This is a genomic window from Streptomyces sp. NPDC091649 (assembly GCF_044756785.1).
Classification (GTDB): Bacteria; Actinomycetota; Actinomycetes; order Streptomycetales; family Streptomycetaceae; genus Streptomyces.
The window spans coordinates 77,357-97,513 of sequence record NZ_JBIVTR010000016.1 but is presented as its reverse complement, the minus strand read 5'-3'; the positions used below and the strand labels follow the sequence as shown (position 1 = coordinate 97,513).

The 20,157-nt window shown below is 71.7% G+C and carries 16 protein-coding genes; 7 read left to right on the top strand and 9 right to left on the bottom strand.

What is annotated here, in order from left to right:
• Positions 1-19: 19 nt before the first annotated feature.
• The 3 genes from ACIQMU_RS24490 to ACIQMU_RS24480 form a co-directional block, all read right to left on the bottom strand.
• Positions 20-1,135, bottom strand: coding sequence for an FUSC family protein (locus tag ACIQMU_RS24490; protein ID WP_352242077.1), 1,116 nt, complete (start codon positions 1,133-1,135; stop codon positions 20-22).
• A gap of 264 nt (positions 1,136-1,399) precedes the next feature.
• A complete protein-coding gene (gene zwf, locus ACIQMU_RS24485) occupies positions 1,400-2,824 on the bottom strand; it encodes a glucose-6-phosphate dehydrogenase (RefSeq protein ID WP_352242078.1) in 1,425 nt (474 codons plus the stop codon).
• A gap of 70 nt (positions 2,825-2,894) precedes the next feature.
• Complete coding sequence (locus ACIQMU_RS24480) at positions 2,895-4,346, bottom strand: sugar porter family MFS transporter (protein ID WP_352242079.1); 1,452 nt, start codon at positions 4,344-4,346, stop codon at positions 2,895-2,897.
• Between the two features lie 435 nt (positions 4,347-4,781).
• On the opposite strand from ACIQMU_RS24480, the gene ACIQMU_RS24475 reads away from it, so the two are divergent.
• A complete protein-coding gene (locus ACIQMU_RS24475; RefSeq protein ID WP_352242080.1) occupies positions 4,782-5,036 on the top strand; it encodes a DUF6332 family protein in 255 nt (84 codons plus the stop codon).
• Positions 5,037-5,215: 179 nt separating this feature from the next.
• On the opposite strand, the gene ACIQMU_RS24470 is transcribed toward ACIQMU_RS24475, so the two are convergent.
• Both ACIQMU_RS24470 and ACIQMU_RS24465 read right to left on the bottom strand, forming a co-directional pair.
• Positions 5,216-6,235: a DNA polymerase thumb domain-containing protein gene (locus ACIQMU_RS24470; protein WP_352242081.1), complete on the bottom strand. Its 1,020-nt coding sequence runs from the start codon at positions 6,233-6,235 to the stop codon at positions 5,216-5,218.
• A complete protein-coding gene (locus tag ACIQMU_RS24465) occupies positions 6,232-9,678 on the bottom strand; it encodes a DNA polymerase III subunit alpha (protein WP_402689674.1) in 3,447 nt (1,148 codons plus the stop codon). Before ACIQMU_RS24465 ends, ACIQMU_RS24470 begins: the two co-directional genes overlap by 4 nt.
• A gap of 628 nt (positions 9,679-10,306) precedes the next feature.
• Here ACIQMU_RS24465 and ACIQMU_RS24460 point away from each other — a divergent pair.
• The gene (locus ACIQMU_RS24460) at positions 10,307-10,501 is read left to right on the top strand and encodes a hypothetical protein (protein ID WP_402689673.1); all 195 of its coding nucleotides are present in this window, start codon (positions 10,307-10,309) and stop codon (positions 10,499-10,501) included.
• Here ACIQMU_RS24460 and ACIQMU_RS24455 read toward each other — a convergent pair.
• The 4 genes from ACIQMU_RS24455 to ACIQMU_RS24440 form a co-directional block, all read right to left on the bottom strand.
• A complete protein-coding gene (locus ACIQMU_RS24455) occupies positions 10,495-11,961 on the bottom strand; it encodes a DUF4157 domain-containing protein (protein ID WP_402689672.1) in 1,467 nt (488 codons plus the stop codon). The two genes, ACIQMU_RS24460 and ACIQMU_RS24455, sit on opposite strands and share 7 nt — an antisense overlap.
• 298 nt (positions 11,962-12,259) lie before the next feature.
• Positions 12,260-13,357 (bottom strand): MerR family transcriptional regulator, encoded by a 1,098-nt coding sequence (locus ACIQMU_RS24450; RefSeq protein WP_352242159.1) that lies wholly within the window; start codon positions 13,355-13,357, stop codon positions 12,260-12,262.
• An 81-nt stretch (positions 13,358-13,438) separates the two neighbouring features.
• Positions 13,439-13,651: a hypothetical protein gene (locus ACIQMU_RS24445; protein WP_352242083.1), complete on the bottom strand. Its 213-nt coding sequence runs from the start codon at positions 13,649-13,651 to the stop codon at positions 13,439-13,441.
• 282 nt (positions 13,652-13,933) lie between these two features.
• Entirely contained in the window at positions 13,934-14,518 is a 585-nt protein-coding gene (locus ACIQMU_RS24440; protein ID WP_352242084.1) for a DUF998 domain-containing protein, read from the bottom strand.
• A gap of 846 nt (positions 14,519-15,364) precedes the next feature.
• Here ACIQMU_RS24440 and ACIQMU_RS24435 point away from each other — a divergent pair.
• The 5 genes from ACIQMU_RS24435 to ACIQMU_RS24415 all read left to right on the top strand — a co-directional run bounded on the left by ACIQMU_RS24435 (position 15,365) and on the right by ACIQMU_RS24415 (position 19,951).
• Positions 15,365-15,772, top strand: coding sequence for a YciI family protein (locus ACIQMU_RS24435; protein ID WP_352242085.1), 408 nt, complete (start codon positions 15,365-15,367; stop codon positions 15,770-15,772).
• Between the two features lie 7 nt (positions 15,773-15,779).
• Positions 15,780-16,925 (top strand): RNA polymerase sigma factor, encoded by a 1,146-nt coding sequence (locus ACIQMU_RS24430; RefSeq protein ID WP_402689671.1) that lies wholly within the window; start codon positions 15,780-15,782, stop codon positions 16,923-16,925.
• Positions 16,926-17,221: 296 nt separating this feature from the next.
• Positions 17,222-17,500 carry a polyprenyl synthetase gene (locus ACIQMU_RS24425; RefSeq protein WP_352242087.1) on the top strand — a complete coding sequence of 93 codons (279 nt, stop codon included), beginning with the start codon at positions 17,222-17,224 and terminating at the stop codon, positions 17,498-17,500.
• Entirely contained in the window at positions 17,490-18,545 is a 1,056-nt protein-coding gene (locus ACIQMU_RS24420; RefSeq protein WP_352242088.1) for a polyprenyl synthetase family protein, read from the top strand. Before ACIQMU_RS24425 ends, ACIQMU_RS24420 begins: the two co-directional genes overlap by 11 nt.
• Positions 18,546-18,787: 242 nt before the next feature.
• The gene (locus tag ACIQMU_RS24415; RefSeq protein ID WP_352242089.1) at positions 18,788-19,951 is read left to right on the top strand and encodes an oxygenase MpaB family protein; all 1,164 of its coding nucleotides are present in this window, start codon (positions 18,788-18,790) and stop codon (positions 19,949-19,951) included.
• Positions 19,952-20,157 lie beyond the last annotated feature (206 nt).

The window sequence follows — 20,157 nt, the reverse complement described above, 5'->3', positions numbered from 1 at the left end:
GGCGGGGCCCTGACGGGCCCTACTGGGGCGAGGGGCCCTGCCGTCCCCGGCGTCGCCTCCGAGGGGAGGGCCACCGGAGATCGGGCGGGGTTCCGAGGGGCAGGTCGGTGGTCCCCTCGTGCACCGCGAGGTCGGCCCGGTCCACGTCGGCGCCCGCGAAGACCAGGACGTCCCCGGCCACCTGCCGTACGCTCTCCCACACCGCGATCGGGAGAGTCCGTTGTTCGTCCGGCGCGTCCCGAACGATGTCGAGGACGCGCCGGGCCGCGTGGCGGCGTACGGCCTGGCTTCCGGGGGCGGCGGCCAGGGCCCCCAGGACCCCGGCGAGGCCGCGTACCGTGGGGGCGAACTTCTGCCTGTGTCCCGTGTCGAGGGCGGTGGCACCGCGGATGAGTGTGAGGCAGCTGTTGCCGAGCAGGTCCAGATAGCGCGTGGCCGCGATCTCCTCGTGGACCGGCTCCTGTCGGCGCCGCCAGTGAGGGGTGCGCCGGACCACCGCGATGGTGTCGTCCCGGGTCCGGCCGAGATCGTTCAGCAGGGTGTAGACGGGGCGCAGTTCCTCCCACGGCCGGGCGATGCGCTCGTCGGCCGACTCGTCCAGTGCCCGTGCCGTCAACTCCAGCGCGCGGCTGAGCCCGTGCAGCGTGGCGGTCTCGGCCCGTCTCAGCAGGGCGAGCGGGTGCGGAGGGAAGAGGAGCTGACTGAACACGAGGGCTACGCCCGCTCCGAACAGGGCGTCCTGTACCCGGTCGATGCCCGCCTGCTGCCCGGCCGCGACCGAGATGACCGCGCCCACCGCTGCCTGGGCCATCGTGATGCGCTGGCCGTCGACGAGGAGCGCGACGAAGAGTGCGACCAGGACGGCCACACCGACGGACGCCGCGCCATGGCCGAGGAAGTGGTAGGCCAGTTGCCCGACGATGACGCCGGCGATGACCCCGGACACGACCCGGACGGCGTTGGTGCCCCGCCCGCCGACGGGCGTGTTGAGCGCGACGAGGGTGGCGATCGGGGCGAAGAGGGGAAGGTGGTGGTCGAAGACGGTCCGGGCGATCCACCAGGACAGCGTGGCTGCCGCGGCCTGCTGGAGCACAGGCCACAGATTCTCCTTGAGGCGCAGCCACATGGCGTGCATGGTCCTCCTCGGCTCCCGGCCCGACGACGCCGCCTCCCCACGGGCCGCCGGAGCCTCGGTCCGCCGGCGGTGGGCGCGCCGCCGTCCGCGCACGAGAGGCTCTCAGGGCCGTCCCGTCGTCCCTGGCCGGCGCACGACGGCGGCTGCGGCACCTCGCCGCGTCGCCGGATCGTCCTGAATGCGGCAAGGCCGGACGTCCCTCCGCCTCGCGACCCACCGCAGCTGGCGACGCCGGTCTCCTCGACCGGCGATGGGCGGGCAGCCTCAGTCGTCGTCGAACAGGCGGGCGCCCAGCTCGTGCCAGCGCCGCAGTCCTGGGAGCCGGGCGGCGGCTTCCGGGCCCCAGGACCCCGGTGCGTACGGCAGAGGCGGTTCATCGGGGGTGAGTACCGGTTCCACGATGCGCCAGGCTTCCTGGATGACGGGGAAGAACGCGAAGCGTTCGGGGTCGCCTTCGACGGCTCCGTGGAGGATGTTCTCGTACGGGAGTTCCTGCCGCCCCAGTACCTCGGCGTAGTCGACACCGATGGGGACGGTCATCGGCCCCGTGTTCTCCTCCGCCTTGCCCACGACCAGGTCGGCCCTGATTCCGGTGTCTCCGTCGATACGGAAGCGGATGAGGTTGGGCGGGGTCTGTGTGCGGTCGCCGCCGAACAGCTCCAGGGGCGGTTCACGGAGCTCGACGACGACCTCGGTGGCGGAGACCTTCAGGGCCTTTCCGCTGCGGAGGTAGAAGGGCACGCCCGACCAGCGCCAGTTGTCGACGAACATGCGGGTCGCGAAGTACGTCTCGGTGGTGGAGTCGGGCTGGACGCCTTCGACGTCCCGGTAGCCGGAGTACTGGCCGCGGACGGTGTCGGCGGGGTCCATGGTGCGGGTCGCGTGCAGCACCCGCCATTTCTCCAGCCCCTGCGCACGGGCGTGGTCGGCGCTGGGCGGGTCCATGGCCAGGAAGGCCAGGACCTGGAGCATATGGTTCTGGACCACGTCGCGCAGGCAGCCCACCGCGTCGTAGAAGGAGCCCCGGTCGGATACGTCGAAGTCTTCGGCGAGAGTGATCTGGACGTTGTCGACGTAGGAACGGTGCCAGATCGGTGCGAGCAGGGTGTTGGCGAACCGGGAGACCATCAGGCTCTCGACCGCGCGGTTGCCCAGGAAGTGGTCGACGCGCAGCAGGTGGTTGTCGTCGAAGTAGTCGCTCAGTTCGTCCTGGAGCTCGCGTGCGGAGTCGAGGTCGTGTCCGAAGGGTTTCTCCACCACCAGGCGGGAGTCGCGGTTCAGGCCCGCTTCGGCCAGGGAGGCGGCGACCTTGGTGAACAGCGCCGGCGGGATCGCCAGGTAGTGCGTCACGAAGCCGAGTCCGGTGACGGCTTCGCGGAGCCGGGCGAAAGTGGCGTCGTCGGCGAAGTCTCCGGCGACGATGGACAGGCGGGCCGCGAACCGGGAGAAGACCGCTTCGTCGATGTCCGTTCCGGCGGCGACGACCGCGTCGCGGGCGTGCCGGCGCAGGGCGTCGTCGTCCCAGTCGGTGGCGGCGACGCCGATGACCGGCACGGTCAGCTTGCCGGATTCGGTGAGCCGGTACAGCGCCGGGAGCAGCATCTTCTTGGCGAGGTCCCCGGAGATGCCGAAGAGCACCAGTGCGTCGGATTTTTCCAGGTCGGCCGGGTTGGTGAGGGTGTCGTTCATCGCACGGTCCATTCGTGGGGAGGAAGGAGCGGCGGGCCGGTGGCCGACCGGCGCTCCCGCCACTGGCTTCTCAGGTGGTCCTGGGCGGCTGCGGGCCGGGCGAGCGCCCGAAGCGCGCTTGGAGGGCCCGCTCGATCTGCTCGGCGTCACGGCCCTGGGTCTCCGGCAGGTAGCGGCTGACGAAGAGGAAGGCGAACACGCAGATCCCGGCGAACACCCAGAAGGTCTCGCCCTGGCCGATGACTCCCGCCAGGGGGAGGAAGGCGAGGCTGACGACGAAGTTGGAGATCCAGTTGACGGCCGTGGACACGCTGGATCCCTCGGCTCGGACCGATGGCGGGAAGAGTTCCCCGATCAGTGTCCAGAAGACCGGGCCGAGTCCGCCGGCGAAGGCGGCGATGTAGATCACCATGAACAGCAGGGTCAGTGTCGAGTTCATGCCCACGACGAACGCCAGCCCCAGCATGAAGATCGAGACCGCCATGAGGCCGAGGGAGACGAGCACCATGGGCCGTCGTCCGACCTTGTCGACCAGGCGGATCGCCACGAGCGTCATGACCAGGTTGATCACTCCGATGAACACGGAGTAGAAGATCGAGTTCGACGCGTTCAGGCCGGTCTGCTGGATGATGGTCGGCGCGTAGTAGATGATCGTGTTGATCCCGGCGAACTGCTGTACGGCGGCGAGTGTGAGTCCGACGATCAGGGCGGGTCTCACATCGACCGCGAGCAGCCGCCTCGCACCCTGGCCACCGGCCTCTTCGTTCTCCTTCTGCTTCTCGCGCTCGGCGGCGATGCGCTGCCGGGCCCGGGCGATCAGGGCGTCCGCCGTCGCCTCGTCGGTCAGCGCGGCGATCCCCCGGCGGGCCACGTCCACCTGACCGTGGGTGATCAGCCACTGCGGCGACTCCGGCAGGAACCACAGCGTCGCCGCGACCATGAGCATGGCCGGTACGACGCCGACGGCGAACATCGCCCGCCACATCTCGCTGCCGGCGAAGAGGAGATTGACGAGGTACGCGACCAGGATGCCGACCGTGATCATGAGCTGGTTCATGGTGAGGAGCCGGCCGCGGATCTTCGTCGGCGAGATCTCCGAGAGGTACACGGGCACCGTCGCGGACGCGGCGCCGACGGAGAGTCCCAGGACGATCCGCCCTGCCATGAGCGACAGGTATCCGGTCGCCGCCGCCGCGATCACCGTACCGACGATGAACACGACTCCGATGAGACACAGCGCTCTGCGCCTGCCGAGCCTGTCGGAAAGCCGTCCTGCCGAGGCGGCGCCGAGTACGGCCCCGATGAGCAGGACACTCACCACGCTGCCCTGCTCGAAGGAGTTCAGACCGAAGTCCTCCTTGATGTAGAGCAGCGCACCGGAGACGACACCGGTGTCGAAACCGAACAGGAAACCGCCCAACGCGATGGCGGCCGCCCAGCGGGTGATCTTCCGCACCCCGTCCGGAGCGACCTCGGTGAGTGGTCCCTGGGTGCCTGGTTCCCTGGAGAAGCCCTGAACCATGTGCCGCCCTTTTCTCATCGATGACCGGTGCGGCCATCTTCGACGCCCACAGGCGATGCCGACACTCGTGCGGGCAATCGGGTGGTGGGGCAGCGGCTCGGAGAAGTGCGCGCGGACATCGCGGCCGGCCGGCGGCGAGCACGGGGCGAAGGTCCCTCTCGGTCGCACGCCGGCCGAGGCCGACGCCCTCGTGGCTCGGGGCGCGAGGCTCGCGCAGTCCCCGGAGGCCGCGATCGCGGCCTCCCCGCTCGTCGTGGTCTGCGTATCGGACTACGACGCCGTGGTGGACGTCCTCGACGGACCGCTGGAGCGAGCGGCTGCCGCCGGACGGGACGACGTCCGGAAGCCGTCTCCGGTGGCAGAGGCGCCTCGGCTGGAGGAGCCGAAGGCGTTCGGCTCGGGGCCGGGGCTTGAACTTGATGCGACACTCCCAGCATGGATATGGGGCGGGAGTCGCGGTGGGAAAAGGACGCAATGACGGTGGAGATCACCTTTGCCCTGGTGACCGCGGTCGCCCTTGCCGCGGCGGTCTTTGCCGTCGCTCTGGCCCTCACTCTCGTCATGGACCTCTCTGGTTCAGCGGCCGAAGGGGTGCGGACGGGGGGTGTCCTGGTCGGGGCGGCGGCCGGAATCCGGCGTCTGGCGCGGGTGCTGTACCGCTTCGACACGGAACGCCGTAAAGGCCACTGACGGCAAGGCTCGATCGGTTGCCTGCCGACGTGGGGCCTCCGGTTGCACGTGGCAGCGGTGGCCGGCAGGGCGGCAGCGGACGGGCGGGTCCTGACGGAGCGTCGGGTCCGACTCCACCCGCCGGGCCGGCCTGGAACTCGCAGCCGCCGCCCGGGCGGCCGGAGCCGTACCGTGGCGGCTCACCCGGCCCTCGGGAAGGTCGAAGCGGCGCGGGCGATGCCGGGACCGTAGCGGATCGCGGCCCTGTCGAGGGCAGCCTCCAGGCGGTGCAGCTTCTCGTCGCGGTCGTCGAGCGTGAGTTGGTGGACGGCGTCCTCGGCGGGGCGGAGGCGTTCTGCCCGGAGGGCGAGTGCGCGGACGCGGGCGCGCTGGAGGCCGAGGCCGGTGAGGAGATCGCGGGCGGTGGTGGCCAGGGCGGGAGTGTGGGCGGTCGCCTCGGTGAGGCTCCTGCTGCGGGTGGTCTGGGTGCGGTCGGCGTAGGTGACGGTGAGCGTGAGGGCCTGGGTGATCTCGCCGGCCGAGCGCAGCCGGGCGCCGAGTTCCTGGACCAGGCGGAGGACCGTGCGGTGGTGCCGGTCCGGATCGAGTTCGTCGCGGTCGAAGCGATGGCTGGTGTTCATGGTCCTGGGGGCGGCGCCCGGGACGACGGGGCGTTCGTCGATACCGTGCGCGAAGGCGTGGGCCTGGCGTGCGGCTGCGTTGCCGAGGATTCGCTGGAGCGTCAGGAGTCGGGTGTCGGCGATGTCGCCGACGGTGGTGATGCCGTAGCGGGCGAGCGTCCGGGCGGTCTTGGGGCCGATGCCCGGCAGAGTGGCGGTCGGCTTGGTACGGAGGAACGCGGCGATCTCGTACGGGTCGTCGTGAACCACCGTGGCGGCGCCCGGTGGGGTGGCGTCGGCGGCCATGGCCGCGATGGAGCGGGTGGGGCCGGCGCCGGCCGAGCTCGGGACGCCGTGGAGCGCGAGCAGGCGGAGGCGGAGCACGGCTACGAGACCTTCGACGTCGCGGTCCCAGAAGGTGAGGGCGCCGGTGAGGTCGACGTAGGCGGACCAGTCGGCGGGCAGGGGTTCGACGCGGGAGCTGATGCCGTCGAGGACGGTGAGCAGCTGTCCGTACAGCTCTTCGCTCCGCTCGGCGGGGTGGAAGTGGATCCGCAGGATCGCGCGGGGCCGTCGCGGGGAGGCGGGGTTCACGGTCATCCGGCGCTCCCCTGGCTCTTGTGTCCGAAGCGGGTGAGGTCGGCCGACCGGGTTCCGGCGGGCTGAAGATCGCTCCAGGGGTGCAGGCGAGCGCCTGCGGTGCCGTCGGGGATCGTCCGGGTGGGGCCGGGCTGGGCGGGTGTGGGCGCCGGGGACTGCCCCAGGAGGTCGAGGACGGCCTGGGGCCCGTGGGTGGCGCGGGCGGTGGCGAGTTCGTCGAGGTCCCAGGCCATCTCGCCGACCACGGTGCGCCGGGGTCCGCGGGCTTCGACGGTGCCGCGGACGAGGAGCAGGCCGTGGTGGAAGACCGTGTGCGCGCACCGTTCGTGGGAGTCCTCGAAGAAGGCGAGGTCGACGAGTCCGGAGCCGTCTTCGAGGGTGACGAAGATGATCCGCTTCCCCGACGCGATCGGCGGGGTCTGGGTGGAGGCGCGGACGCCGGCGACCAGGACGCGCTGTCCGGGACGCGTCGCGCGCAGGTGCTTGGCGTCGGTGGCGCCGATCTCGCGCAGCAGCCGGTGGTGGTCCTCCATCAGGTGCCGGGTCACGTCGATCTTCAGGACGCCGAGCTCGGCGTCGAGCCGTTCGCGGGCGGTCATCTCCCGCAGCCCGGACGGCCCGGCGGCATGGGGGGCCGTGGCGAGCGGAAGTTGGCCGGGGCCGGGGCGGGTGCGGGACTGGCGGTGGAGCTCGGTCGCCTGCAGGAGCAGGTCCCGCCGCGTCGAGTCGCCCTTGAGCCGGTCGAGGGCGCCGATGCTGATGAGGCGTTCGACGGTCGGGAGCTTGGGGTGTGCCCGGGCGTGGAAGTCCTGCAGGGAGGTGAAGGGCCGGCCTTCGGTGATCCGGGTGACCTCGTCGTCGGAGATGCCGTGCACCGTGGCCAGCGAGACCCGCACGCCCCAGCCGGAGCCGGTCCGCTCGACGGCGTACTGCGCCTGGGAGGCGTTGATGTCGACCGGCAGGACGGGCACGTCATGGCGGCGGGCGTCGGCGACGATGACCCGGGCCGGCCACATGCCGGGGTCGTGCTCCAGCAGCCCCGCGTAGAGAGCGGCGGGGTGGTGGGCTTTGAGCCATGCGGACTGCAGCGCCGGCACGGCGAACGCGACCGCGTGCGCCCGGCAGAATCCGTATGCCCCGAACGAGGCGACGATGTCCCAGACGTCGTCGAGCACTGCCGGGCTGTAGCCGCGGGAGCCTGCCCGCTGCCGGAACCATGCCTCGATCTTCGGCAGGCGTTGTCCGTCGCTGAGGGCGCGGCGGGCCACTTCGGCCAGAGCGCGGTCGCAGCCGGTCATGACCGCGATGATGTCGATGATCTGCTCGTGCCAGATCGTCACCCCGTACGTATCGCGCAGGACCGGTTCCAGGTCGGGGTGGGGGTAGACGGGTGTGGCGCCGTGGCGGGCGGCGATGTAGAGCGCGGGCATGCCGCCCTGGACCGGGCCCGGACGGAACAGGCTGATGTCGGCGATGACGTCCTGCGGATCGCGGGGCTGGAGCCGGCCGACCAGGTCCTGCTGGCCGGGTGACTCCAGCTGGAACATGCCGACCGTGTCGGAGTTCTGGATGAGCGCGAAGGCGAAGCGGTCATCGAGCGGGACGTGGTCGGGGTTGTCGAGGTCGATCGCCCGCCCGGTCGTACGGCGGATCTCGGTGACGGCGTGCGCCATCGCGGACTGCATCCGCACCCCGAGGACGTCCAGCTTGAGGAGGCCCATGTCCTCGACGTCCTCCTTGTCCGCCTGGAGCATCGGGTACTCGCCGCCGGGTGTGGGCTGGACCGGCAGCCGGTCCAGGAGGCTCGTGCTGGAGAGGATCACGCCGCACGGGTGCATGGCGATCCCACGCGGCAGTGCGTCCAGGCTTTCGGCCAGCTCCCACAACGGTCCGTACCGCTCGGCTTCGGCGGCAAGCTGACGAAGCTCGGGGAGTTCCGCGAGCGCCGAGCGGATGTCGCAGGCACGAATGTGCGGGAACGATTTCGCGATCCGGTCCACGGCGGCCGGTGCCAGCCCGAGTGCGAGGCCGGTGTCCCGCAGGGCGTGCCGGGCCCGGTAGGTCTCGGGCATGCCGGTGACCGCGACCCGCTCCCGCCCGAAGCGGGTGATGATCCGGTCGTAGACCTCCAGACGGCGTGCGGACTCGACGTCGATGTCGATGTCCGGCAGCGACGCCCGCCGCTCGGACAGGAACCGTTCGAAGAGCAGCCCGTGCTCCAGCGGGTTCGCCGTGGCCACGAACAAGCTGTGGTTGACCATGGAGCCGGCTCCGGAGCCGCGGGCGGCGACCCGGATGCCCATGTCCCGCACATCGGCGACGACCTGGCCCACGGCAAGGAAGTACGGCTCGTAGCGAAGCCGGCCGATGACTCCGAGCTCGTGGTCGAGCTGGTCCATCGCGCGCCGGTCACGATCGAGACCGCGGGCGGCCATACCGCTCTCGCACCGCTGCCGCAGCAGCCGCATGGCTCCTTCCGGCCCCGGTTCCGCACCGACCACGGAGGGTTCGGGGAAATGCGGCGTTCCGAGCCCCAGGTCCCGGGCCGGGTCGACCTCGCACGCGTCCGCGACGGCGGCGGTGTCGGTGATCAGCCGGGCGGCGCGGGACCGGTCCGCTCCGGCGGCGGCCGCCACCCGTCCGGCGATCTCGGTCATCGCGGGCCCGTCCTTGAGCCAGCGCTCCCCGCAGTCGAGCCGTCGCCGGTCGACGGGCCGCAGCAGCCGGGCCGCGTCCAGCACGTCCGCGACCCGGTGCTGGGCCGGGTCGGCGTACCGCACGGCGTTGGTCAGCACGGCCGGGACGCCGAGGCGGTCGGCGAGCGCGAGCGTGTGCGCGGCGAGGCGGACCGAGCCCGGGCCGGTGCCGGGGAGGCCCCAGCACACGATCTCCAGCCGCAGTCCGTCGCCGACGAGCTGCTGCCAGGGGCCGAGGAGTCGCTCGGCGATGTCCGCGCGGCCGGCGGCGAGAGCCCGCAGGGGCTCCGACGCGGGGCCGAGGAGCGCCATCAGCCCTTCGCCGGCGTACCGGGCGAGCGTCTCCCACGAAGCTGTCGGCGGTGTTCCCGCGGGGAACGCCTCGGCGTGGGCGGCGGACACCATCCGGCACAACCGGGCCCAGCCCTCCGCGTCCCGGGCCAGGAACGTCGCCCGGAACGCTGCCTCCGCCACGTGGGCGCCGCCGCGCACAGGGGTGCGGCGGCGCACATCGACGGGGGCCCCCTGGGCGGCGACGCCCAGATCGACGCCGAACACCGGCTTCACCCCGGCAGCCTCGGCGGCCTTCGCGAAGCGCACCGTGCCGGTCATCATGTCGCGGTCGGTCAGCGCCACCGTACCGATCCCACGCTCGACGGCCCGGGCGATCAGATCGCGCGGATGCGAGGCACCGTAGCGGGCTGAAAAGCCACTGCTGACATGCAGATGAGGGACGCTTCCTCGCATGAAACCCTCCGCCTGTATACCCCCAAAGTAGTACGAATGGACCCGACCACACCTCGACTGTATCGAACATTAATTCGAACATGCGAGTTTGAGGGTCACGATTTCGGCCACACCATCGGGCGGGAAGTGACTCCGTAGCCGGCCGGCCGGCGGTTCGGTCGGCCGGCGGTTCGGCCCTGTCCCGGCAGCCGGCCGCCATGTCGGGGCAGGGCCGAGGCGCCGGCGATGCCGGCGCAGACCAGCCGGGCACGCACGCCGGGTCGGGCGGGTGCCAGTCGGGTCCGGCGGGCGCCGGGTCGGGTCCGGCGATGACGTGGGCGAAGAGGCGGCCGGACAGCAGGAAGTGCCCGTGCGGCAGCCCGTGCGCGGCCGGGCTCCCCGCGGTCGCGTAGAGCACGAACTTTCCGGCCGAAACGGCGGGACGCGAACCGGTGGGCGTTCGAGTGTTCGAATGGTGACCCGCGGACCGGTCAGCGCCGGAGCAGACGGGATGCAGCGCCTAAGGGTCGTCCGGTGGCGGGTCAGGCGCGTCGTGAGTCGAGCGGTGCGGTGACCCGCGTTTCTGCTTCCTTGCGCCTGGGCCGACCGCGATGATCGACGGAACGGCGCGGCAGACCGGGCCGTCCGAATGCGGCCTCACGGGCCGGACCGGTGGCCCCGGAGTCCTGGCGAGGCCCTCCGCGGTGGCCTCAAGGAGCGAGACCACCACGCTCACCGCACGCACCCGGATCAGACCGGCTACGGCTACGGCTACGGCTACGGCTACGGCTACGGCTACGGCTACGGCTACGGCTACGGCTACGGCTACGGCTACGGCTACTGAACGATCTGGTAGCCGGCCTGCCCCTTGGTGACCAGTCCCGCGACCACGAGTTGCTCGATGAATTTGGTGCGGCTCTTCTTCGGCACGTCCGAAAACGTGAACTCGCCCCAGTAGACGTCGAACTTGCTGGCCTGCTGACCGGTTCCGTTCGCGGACGCCTGTTCGTAGTCCCGGTGCGATCGAGCGAGCGCCTTGGGGTAGGTGATCGCCCGGAGTGCGAACAGGTGCATCTCGGCTTCGGTGAGTACCGAACCCGTGGTGACCTGACGCTGCGTCTTGGTCGCCTCGTATGCCTCGCGCCGCTCCTCCGGGCTCGCTCCAGCCCTGAACAGGTCGTTGTCGTCCGGCCCGTTGTCCCAGGTCTGGCTGCCGGACTGCCCGGTCGCCCTGGAGGTGACCTTCGCCGAAATATCCTTGGGCACCATGACTGTCTGATAACCACCGGCGTCCGACGCGTAGTTGACGCTGAATTCGACGTCATCGCCGTTGCTGACGGCCGTCAGGTCCTTCTCGATCCTCCGCCAGGCTCCGGACTGCTGGTTGAGGGACCACTGCGGCACGATGTTTCCGGAGACGTCCAAGCCGCCGACTTCGAGGCCCATGATGTGCCCGCGGTCGTATCCGGCGCCGGCGAAGAGGTCGGCCCAGACCTGGGCCTCGGTCAGCGGGACGGCGGCCTGGCCGTTGGCCACCGCCTGGAGGTATTGACTGTGCAGACTCGTGACCGCGAGTGGGTTGGGCGCCCCGGGGCGCCCGCTCGTTCCGCTCCTCTTGATTGTTCCGGACACCGTCGTGGGGCGTCGGATGGAGATTCCGTGGAGGGGGGTGGCGCCGGCCTTGGACGGAGTGAAACTGCTGAGGGTGGCGGCCTCGTCCCGCATCACGACCCGCTGAATGGCCTCCGTATCCGCTGCCGGAGCGTGCTGTCCGGAGTCCTGCACCACGGAGGGGCCACCGGCCAACACTCGGGTGGCGTTGGCCTCCGCCTCCCGCTCGTAGCGGTCCGACGGGTCGGAGACCTTGAGGCCGGAGCCGTTGCCAGCGCCGGCGACGGGGCCCTGGCGCTGCTGGATGACGTGGGTCAGCTCGTGGGCGAGGGTGTGCCTGTCCGTGCCGTTGTCGCCGATGACGATGTGGTCGCCGGAGGTGTAGGCGCGGGCACCGATCTCGGCGGCGGAGCGCTGCGCTGCCGCGCCGGTGTGCAGGCGGACGTTGGAGAAGTCGGCGCCGAGGCGGGTCTCCATGTCCGAACGCGTGGCGTTGTCCATGGGCCGGCCGCCCTTGCGCAGGACGCTGTGCACGGCGGAGCGCCGCACGGCGGCCGGCTCGGGCTGCTGGTGACCGCGGCCGTCACCGTGGTGATGGCGCTCCGGGGCTTGCGCACCGGGGTGTCCGGCCTGGCGCAGCATCTGGACGACCGCGGCGTTGCCGACTCCGGGCTGCAGGGCGAGCGGCGCCAAGGGGGCGGCCGCGGGGGTGTCAGATGTGGCAGGGGGCCTGCCTGCCAAGCATATCGGGCGGAGGTCCTCAGTCCGGTCGGGCGCCTTGCCAGGCTTTTGCGTACGCACGCAGAGTGTGCCTTTCTGAGGGCGAGGTCAGGTGGGCGTCCTGGATATCGTTCCTGAGGCTGTTCGGGTAAGGGGCGATTCGCGCCACGGTCGGCGGGCCCTCGTGGGCTCGCGCCCCGTCGAGGACGCGGCAGTGGAGCTCGGCCCGTACCCGGGGCTTTGACCGGAGGGGCCGCGACCGGCAATCCCGTCAGGCTACGAGCAGGCGGAGGCCGAGGTCCGCGGCGTCGAGACCGGCGAGTTCGCTGTTGCGCTCGGCCCACCGGCCGGAGTCGAGGTCGTCGCTGAGGCTGCGCACGGCCCGCTGCTCGGCCTCCGGCCCGACTCGCGTCCACACGGACACCGCACGGCGCACATGACCCTCCAAGTAGGCCCCCGGGCGGCGCCAGTACGCCTCGAACAGCCCGTCAGCGCAGTCCCACGGGATGGGCACCGGTTCAGCACGGGCGCCGATCGCGTCGGCCATCCCGGTCAGCGAGGGAAAGTCCGCGAGGACGGTGGCGAACTCGGGCAGGTAGTCGCGGGTGAGCCAGAACCGGCCCTGCCACCCGGGCTCGTCGGTGTCGAACGTGAGCACCACCACGCGTCGGGCCACGCGCCGCATCTCGCGCAGCCCGGCTATCGGGTCCCCCCAGTGATGGACGGTGGAGACGGCCATCGCGACGTCGAAGGAGTGGTCCTCGAACGGCAGGCTCTCCGCGGCGGCGGCCACGCACGGCGCCGAGCCGGCAGGCCGCTGCCCCCGCATGACCGCGGATGGCTCCACCGCGGTGACGTCGCGATCGGCAGGCTCGTAGGAGCCGGTACCGGCCCCCACGTTCAGCACCGTCTGCGCGTCCCCGAGCGCGTCCCAGATCTGCGCGGCGATGCGCGGCTCGGTATGCCGTGTCGCGGTGTAGGCGCCGCCGATCGCGTCGTACAGCCGTGCACCGAGCATCTCCAACTGCTCCTCCGGTGTCACTCTCATTCCCTTCGCTCGTACCGCCAGTTCCCTGTCGATGCCCGCCACCATGGCTGCGGCACGATCACGCCTCTCCAGCAGCAGCCCGCGCAGTCGGCGCAGGTGCGCGACCGCGTCGGCGGACGGGTCGCCAACCAGTTCGGCAACCTCGCGCAGACCGAAGCCCAGTCGCCGGTAGCCCAGCACCTCCCGAAGCCGCTCCACGTCGTCCGCCGAGTAGGCCCGGTACCCGGCCGCGGTCCGCGACGACGGCCGAACGAGCCCGATCTCGTCATAGTGATGCAGCGTGCGGACGCTCACGCCGGCCAGTTCGGCGACGCGTCCCACGGTCCAGTGATCTTCCACGGCTCCGACTATGCAGCCTGACGCCACGTGAGGGTCAAGCCTCACTCGCCAACAGCAAGGGCCTCAGCGGGGCCCCCGCCGCACCTCGTGTGTCGGTACCGGGGCCAGAGCCGGCAGCAGCCCGGCCGGCCACTGCCGGAACTCGGCAGGTCCGCTCGCCTTCATCGCCATCCCGTCCACGAAGGCGACCACCGCCGATTTGGACACCACCCCGACGGGGCCCCGCAGGACCACGGCCACGATCACGCGGTCGCGGCTTTGGGAGGAAGCGGTCACACCGGCCCCTCGGGTACATGACTTCGGCCCGTACGGGAACGGCCGGCAGTACGTCCTGATGTCCCGGCTCCGCGGCGGGAATCTGGCCCGTGCCTGGACCACGCGCCGCGGAGCCAGCGTGAGCGGCTCGTCACCGAAGTCGGTGAAACCCATTCCGGATGCAGCCGGCTCCGTGGTGGACGGCCGGCGACGGCCGGCGTCGTTCGGCCTGCTCAACGCCGAGTGGCGTTCCTGCGGAAGCTTCCTGCGAAGGCGTTCCTGTGGCAGGCGGGCCTCGTTGGGTCAGGCCGTACGTCTCCGGCAGGAGAGCACCACCAGGAACGGCCACAGGGCCTGGATGAACGTGACCACGCGCTCGGCGACGCCGGGCGCCCTCGCGCTCTGCAGCTCCGCGAGGAACCACAGCGCGCTCGCGCACATCAACGCGCTCGCGGCGAGCGACACATCGAGCCGGAGCCCCCACGGCGCCGGCCTCCCGTCCCGGACGGCGGCCAGGGGCGGCCACACCGCCAGCAGCACGAGGCCCACGGTGGACACGGCCCCGTGCTCCAGCGCCCCGCCGCTGCTCGGAGCGGGCACCAACGTCAGGGCCAGTGCGCTCAGACCGCCGCCGGCCAGGGCCGCACGCCCGGCGGCCGCCGCCGGACGGAGCGCGTGCGCCGTCACCACGTAGGACGTTCCCAGCACCAGCAGCATCCCCGTCATCAGCCAGTAGCTGGCAGCGCCGTAGGAGGCCAGCACGCTCAGGGTCTCCCTCGCGGGGTCGTACGCCGGCCCTTGGCGCAGCTGCGCGATCGTCCAGGAGCCGACCAGAAGGACCGGGGCACATCCGGAGGAGACCAAGGCCCACCAGGGAGCAGATCGCATCAAGTCATCATAAACGTGAACTTCTCTCCCGCCGCTGATCTCCCTTCCCTCAGCAGCCCGTACCACCGGGCGGACCGCGCACGGCAGGGCTCGGGTGTTCAGGCCGACAGCATGCTCCGGACCCGACAGCGCACGCCGGACCGGCGCGAGGGGCGCCAGGAGTACGGGCGCCATGGGTCCGAGCGGTCTCGTCGGCCTTGGGTCGCGGGCGGGTGACGACGACGCCCCCCATGGAGTGGAGGACGGCTCCGGCGGCGGCGTACCGGGGTAGCGTACGGAAACCCGCGGTGAGGAGGCGGCGATCGAACGGCATCGTCCGGATCGAAGCTAGCCGGGAGCAGATCCTGCGCTACCGGGTGGCGGGCCACGGATGCGACCGCCTCCCCCCGCGCCCGCCCGGTACGGCCTCCGGGACGGAGGACCTCCTCAGGGCCTACCCGCGTTTCCCGGGCCCGGCCGGCCACGCCGAAGTGGCCGCGTTCCTCGGGACACGGCCGCCCGCGATCCGGAGGCGCTCCTGCGGCTCGGGGGTCGGCGGGCCCGCGGGCGGCGGGCGTCGCGGCAGTCCGCTCTCCGCTCGCCCGATGGGCGTTGTCGTCTCCATCGGACTGCCGCAGGAGGCAGCCCGGGGGCGGCGCGCTCCCCGGGCCGATTCCCGGGGCACCGGCCGTCACGGCACGAATGCGGAGCCTGTGGGACCTGCGAGAGCAGCGACCGCTCGCTCGTCCGCGACCGGCCGGAAAAGAATCACGAAGATGGCGGCCGGGGATGTCGAGAACCCGCTTCCGGCTCCGTCCCAGCAGTGGAAGCGGCCACAATGGGCCGTACAGCACGGAGGAGAACATCATGGCCAAGTACCTGCTGCTCAAGCACTACCGCGGAGCCCCGGCCGCGGTCAACGACGTCCCGATGGACCGGTGGACGCCCGAGGAGATCTCGGCGCACATGCAGTACATGCAGGACTTCGCGGACCGGCTGGAGAAGACCGGGGAGTTCGTCGACGGCTCGGCGCTCGCCCCCGAAGGCTCGTGGGTCCGGTACGACGGTGAGGGCCGTCCGCCGGTCACCGACGGGCCGTTCGCCGAGACCAAGGACCTCATCGCCGGCTGGATGATCATCGACGTCGACGGTTACGACCGCGCGGTCGAGCTGGCCGGGGAGCTGTCGGCGGCTCCGGGTGCGGGCGGGAAGCCGATCCACGAATGGCTGGAGGTGCGCCCGTTCCTGTCCGCGCCGCCCACCGTCACGGAATGACGCCTCGATGAACGAGGCACTCCTGCGGAGCCTCACGCCGAGCGTCATCGGGGTCCTCGTCCGCCGCGGAGCAGACTTCGCGGCGGCCGAGGACGCCGTGCAGGACGCCCTGGTCGAAGCGGTCCGCGTATGGCCGGAGGACCAGCCGCGCGACCCGAAGGGCTGGCTGGTCACCGTGGCCTGGCGCCGGTTCCTCGACGCCACGCGGGCGGAGGCCGCGCGGCGGCGGCGGGAGGATCTCGTAGACGACGAGCCCGCGCCCGGACTCGCGCCCGCGGCGGACGACACGCTCCAGCTCTACTTCCTGTGCGCCCACCCGTCGCTGCCTCCGTCGTCCGCCGTCGCGCTCACGCTGCGAGCCGTCGGCGGGCTCACCACCCGCCAGATCGCCCGCGCCTATCTGGTGCCCGAGGCAACCATGGCGCAGCGCATCAGCCGGGCGAAGCGCACGGTGTCCGGCGTGAGGTTCGATCAGCCGGGTGATGTCGCCACGGTGCTGCGCGTCCTCTACCTGGTCTTCAACGAGGGCTATTCCGGTGACGTCGACCTCGCCGCCGAGGCGATCCGGCTCACCCGGCAGCTCGCGGCCGCGATCGACCACCCGGAGGTGGCGGGGCTGCTCGCCCTCATGCTGCTGCACCATGCCCGGCGCGCCACGCGGACGGCGCCCGACGGGAGCCTGGTGCCGCTCGCCGAGCAGGACCGGGGCCGATGGGACACCGGGGCGATCGCCGAGGGCGTCGCGATTCTGCAGGCAGCCCTCGTCCGTGACCGGCTGGGCGAGTTCCAGGCCCAGGCCGCCGTCGCGGCGCTCCACGCCGACGCGCCGACCGCCGGGGAGACCGACTGGGTTCAGATCGTCGAGTGGTACGACGAACTGATGGCCCTGACCGACAGCCCGGTCGTCCGGCTCAACCGGGCGGTCGCCGTCGGCGAGGCCCACGGGCCGAGCGCCGGCCTGTCCGAGCTCGCCGCGCTGAGCGACTCGTTGCCCCGTCATACAGCGGTCGCGGCGTATCTCCACGAGCGCGACGGCGACCTGCCGAGGGCGGCACGGCTGTACGCGGACGCAGCCCGCAGGGCCCCCACGCTCGCTGAGCGCGCCCACCTGACGCGCCAGGCCGCCCGGCTCAACGCGGCCCTTCCGCGCTGAGGGTTCCGCACCGAGGGGCCGCTCGCCTCTCCCGGAGGGGCGGGCCCGGCCCGGCGTACGGTGACGCTCTGCGAGGCAGCCCGCCTCCTTGTGCCTTCTGCGTGCACGGCGTTGCCCGGAGCTGGGTGTCACAAGCGCGGCGGGGTCTCGCAGCCCGGCCGGTCTCACCGTAATCGCACGGTCGAGCGCATTGATCACTCGATCGTGGGTTCCGCCCCTCCGATGCCCGGTGCGTCGCGATCCTGTGGGCAGGGCGTGCGGCCTGCGCCGTCGGAAGGGCTGGGGGAGGGAGCGGCATGACGCGAGAAACGGAACATGACGGGGGTCCGGACGAGCGGGTGGTCCTGCTCGTCATGGGGGCGGCCGACCTGGCCGTGAGCGCGGTGGGGACGGCCCTGGGCGTGGTGCGAGGACTGCTGCGCCGCTCGGACGCCGCCGAACTGGCGGCGGAGGCCGAACACGAGCTGATGGCGCGCGGGCGCCTGGTGCTGGACCGGTACGCGGCTCCGCCCCCGGCCCACCTGGAGCTCCTCGCCCGGCAGGCCGTCGCCCGGCGGGCCGCAGATGGCGTCTGACCGGTGGGACGCGGGCGCGTTCCGGGCGCGGATCGACGAGGTGCTGCACTCGTTCGTCGCCCGGGAGGCCGCCCTGTTCGCGGCGATCGACCCGTCCCTGGCACCGGTGGCCGCGCAGCTGGAGGCGGTCGTCGCGGACGGCAAACGGTTGCGGGCCGCGTTCTGCTACTGGGGCTGGCGGGCGGTGGGGCAGCCGGACAGCGCCGCGCTGGTGCGGGCGGCCGCCTCCCTGGAGCTGATCCACGCGGCCGCGGTCGTGCACGACGACCTCATCGACGACAGTGCGCTGCGGCACGGCCGCCCCACCGCGCACATCGCTCTGCGCGGTGCCGTGCGCCGTCGCCCGCGTTCGGCGGCCGCCGCCAGGTCGCTGGCGATGCTGGTGGGGGACCTGCTGATGGGCCTGGCCGGGCACCTCTTCGCCACCAGCGGTCTGCCTGCCGCCTATCTGGGCCGGGCGCGCCCGTTGTGGGCGATTCTTGGCCGGGAGCTGATCGCGGGCGAGTGCCTGGAGATCCTGCGCACCGGAACGGAACCGGACACCGGGGCGTCGCTGAAGGTGATCCGGTACAAGACCGCCAAGTACACCGTCGAGCAGCCCCTGCTGATCGGCGGCGCCCTGGCCGGGGCCGGCGGACGCCTGTGTGCGGGCTACTCCGCCTACGGGCTGCCGCTGGGCGAGGCGTTCCAGCTCCGGGACGATCTGCTCGGGCTGTTCGGAGACCCCGCTCGCACCGGAAAGGCCAACGCGGACGACGTGTGCGGGCACCGGCCCACGGCTCTGCTGGCGGAGACCTGGCGCCTCGCCGGTGACGCCGACCGGAGCCGGCTCCGAGCCGTCCTGGGCCGCCGGGACCTCGACGAGGACGGATTGCGGACCGTACGCGAAGTGATGTGGCGGCTGGAAACCCCCGGCCGCGTCGAAGACATGATCACGGCGCGGGTCGACGAAGCCCTCGGCGCCCTTCATGACCTGGACGTACCGCCCCATGCCGCCGATGCCCTGACCGCGCTGGCGAACTCGGCAACCGTCCGGCTGTCCTGAACGCGGTTGCCGGGCCCCGCCGTTCCGAACCCGATCGTCCCGACTCGATCGTTACGGAGCGCGCTGTTCCCCACCCCGCTGTCCGGAACCCGGTTGTCCCGAACCCGGTTGTCCCAACCTCCCTGTTCCGAACCCGGTTGTCGCGGCCCCGCTGCTCCGAACCCGGTTGTCAGGCCCCGCTGCTCCGAACCCCCGTTCGGAACCCGTCCGCCGCACATCCTCCGACGACAAGGAACGCCTCCATGCACCACACCGAGGATTCGATGAACGCCCTGAGGCAGGGCGGTGACGAACTGGCCGACGCCACCGTCGCGGCGCTCTTCGAACGCGGGGAGGTGGGCAAGTTCAACACCCTGATGCGCTATGTCTCCACCGCGGGCGCACCTCTCCCGGACGGGCTCCCCGATGTCGCCCGGGAATACCTCCAGGCCACCAGCGCTCCGCCGGCCTGGGTCGATTGGGGAAAGATGGAGAAGGCACGGTTGTTCTTCATCGACAACAACGTCCATATTTCCACTGCTCTGTCCTTCGCCTCCATGCCGGCCTGCTACGTGGTCCCGCACGTGGCGAAACTCCTGTCGGCCACCCACGGGCTGGACTACCCCTCCAAACGCATGGCGGAGACCGGGCAGTTCACCGTCTACCTGATGCGGCCGGACGCCTTCGAGGCCGGGGGACGCTTCGTCCCGGCAGCCCAGAAGGTCCGTCTTCTGCACGCCTCCATCCGCCATCACCTCCTGCGCGAGAATCGATGGAACACCGACACGCTCGGGACGCCGATCTGTCAGGAGGACATGATCGGCGGGCAGATGTTCTTCTCGCTTCTCGTCCTCGACAGCCTCCACCGCCTCGGCATCCATATGTCGGAGGAAGGAGCTGACGCCTACTACTACGCCTGGCGGGTGGTCGGCGCGATGCTGGGCGTCGACCAGGAAGCCGTTCCCCGATCGCTGGACGAGGCCCGCCGGTTTCTCGACCTGTACATGGTCCGGCACATGGGGCCCTCCGAGGAGGGCGCGCGGCTGACCCGGCAGCTCATCGACCTGTACGAGGAGGTCGTGCCCGGGACCTTCTTCGACCCGATCGTCTCCGCGCTCATCCGCCACCTGACCGGCGACACCTGCGCCGACTGGCTGCGGGTCCCCCGCACCTCGTGGGACACCGTCGTCAAGGCCGTACCCCACCTTCTCGGCATCCTGGAGAACATCGAGGACCGCTCTCCCCTGGGCGCCATGGCCCTGGACCGCCTCGGCCACCTCACCACGGTCCTCGAACTGTCCTCCCTCACCCGCGGACGCGTCATGCACTACGCCATCCCCGAACACCTCAAGAAGGAGTACGGCCTCTCCCCCACGGCAGCCCGCTCCCATCGCTGGAATCCGCCCGCCGCCACCGTCCCCGGCTGACATGCGGCCGAAGGCTCCGCACGGCGGGGCTGCGACGGGCGGGCCCCGGCAGCCGGTTTCGCGAGGGCTTCCCGTACGCGAACCACAACGACGGCGACATCGAGTTCGCCCCCGACTGCTGCCCGACGCTGACATCGGTGGCGCCATCTCCCGCGTCGGCCCGGCGTGAGCCGCTGAGACGCGCGGGGGGCGACCGCGCCGACCGT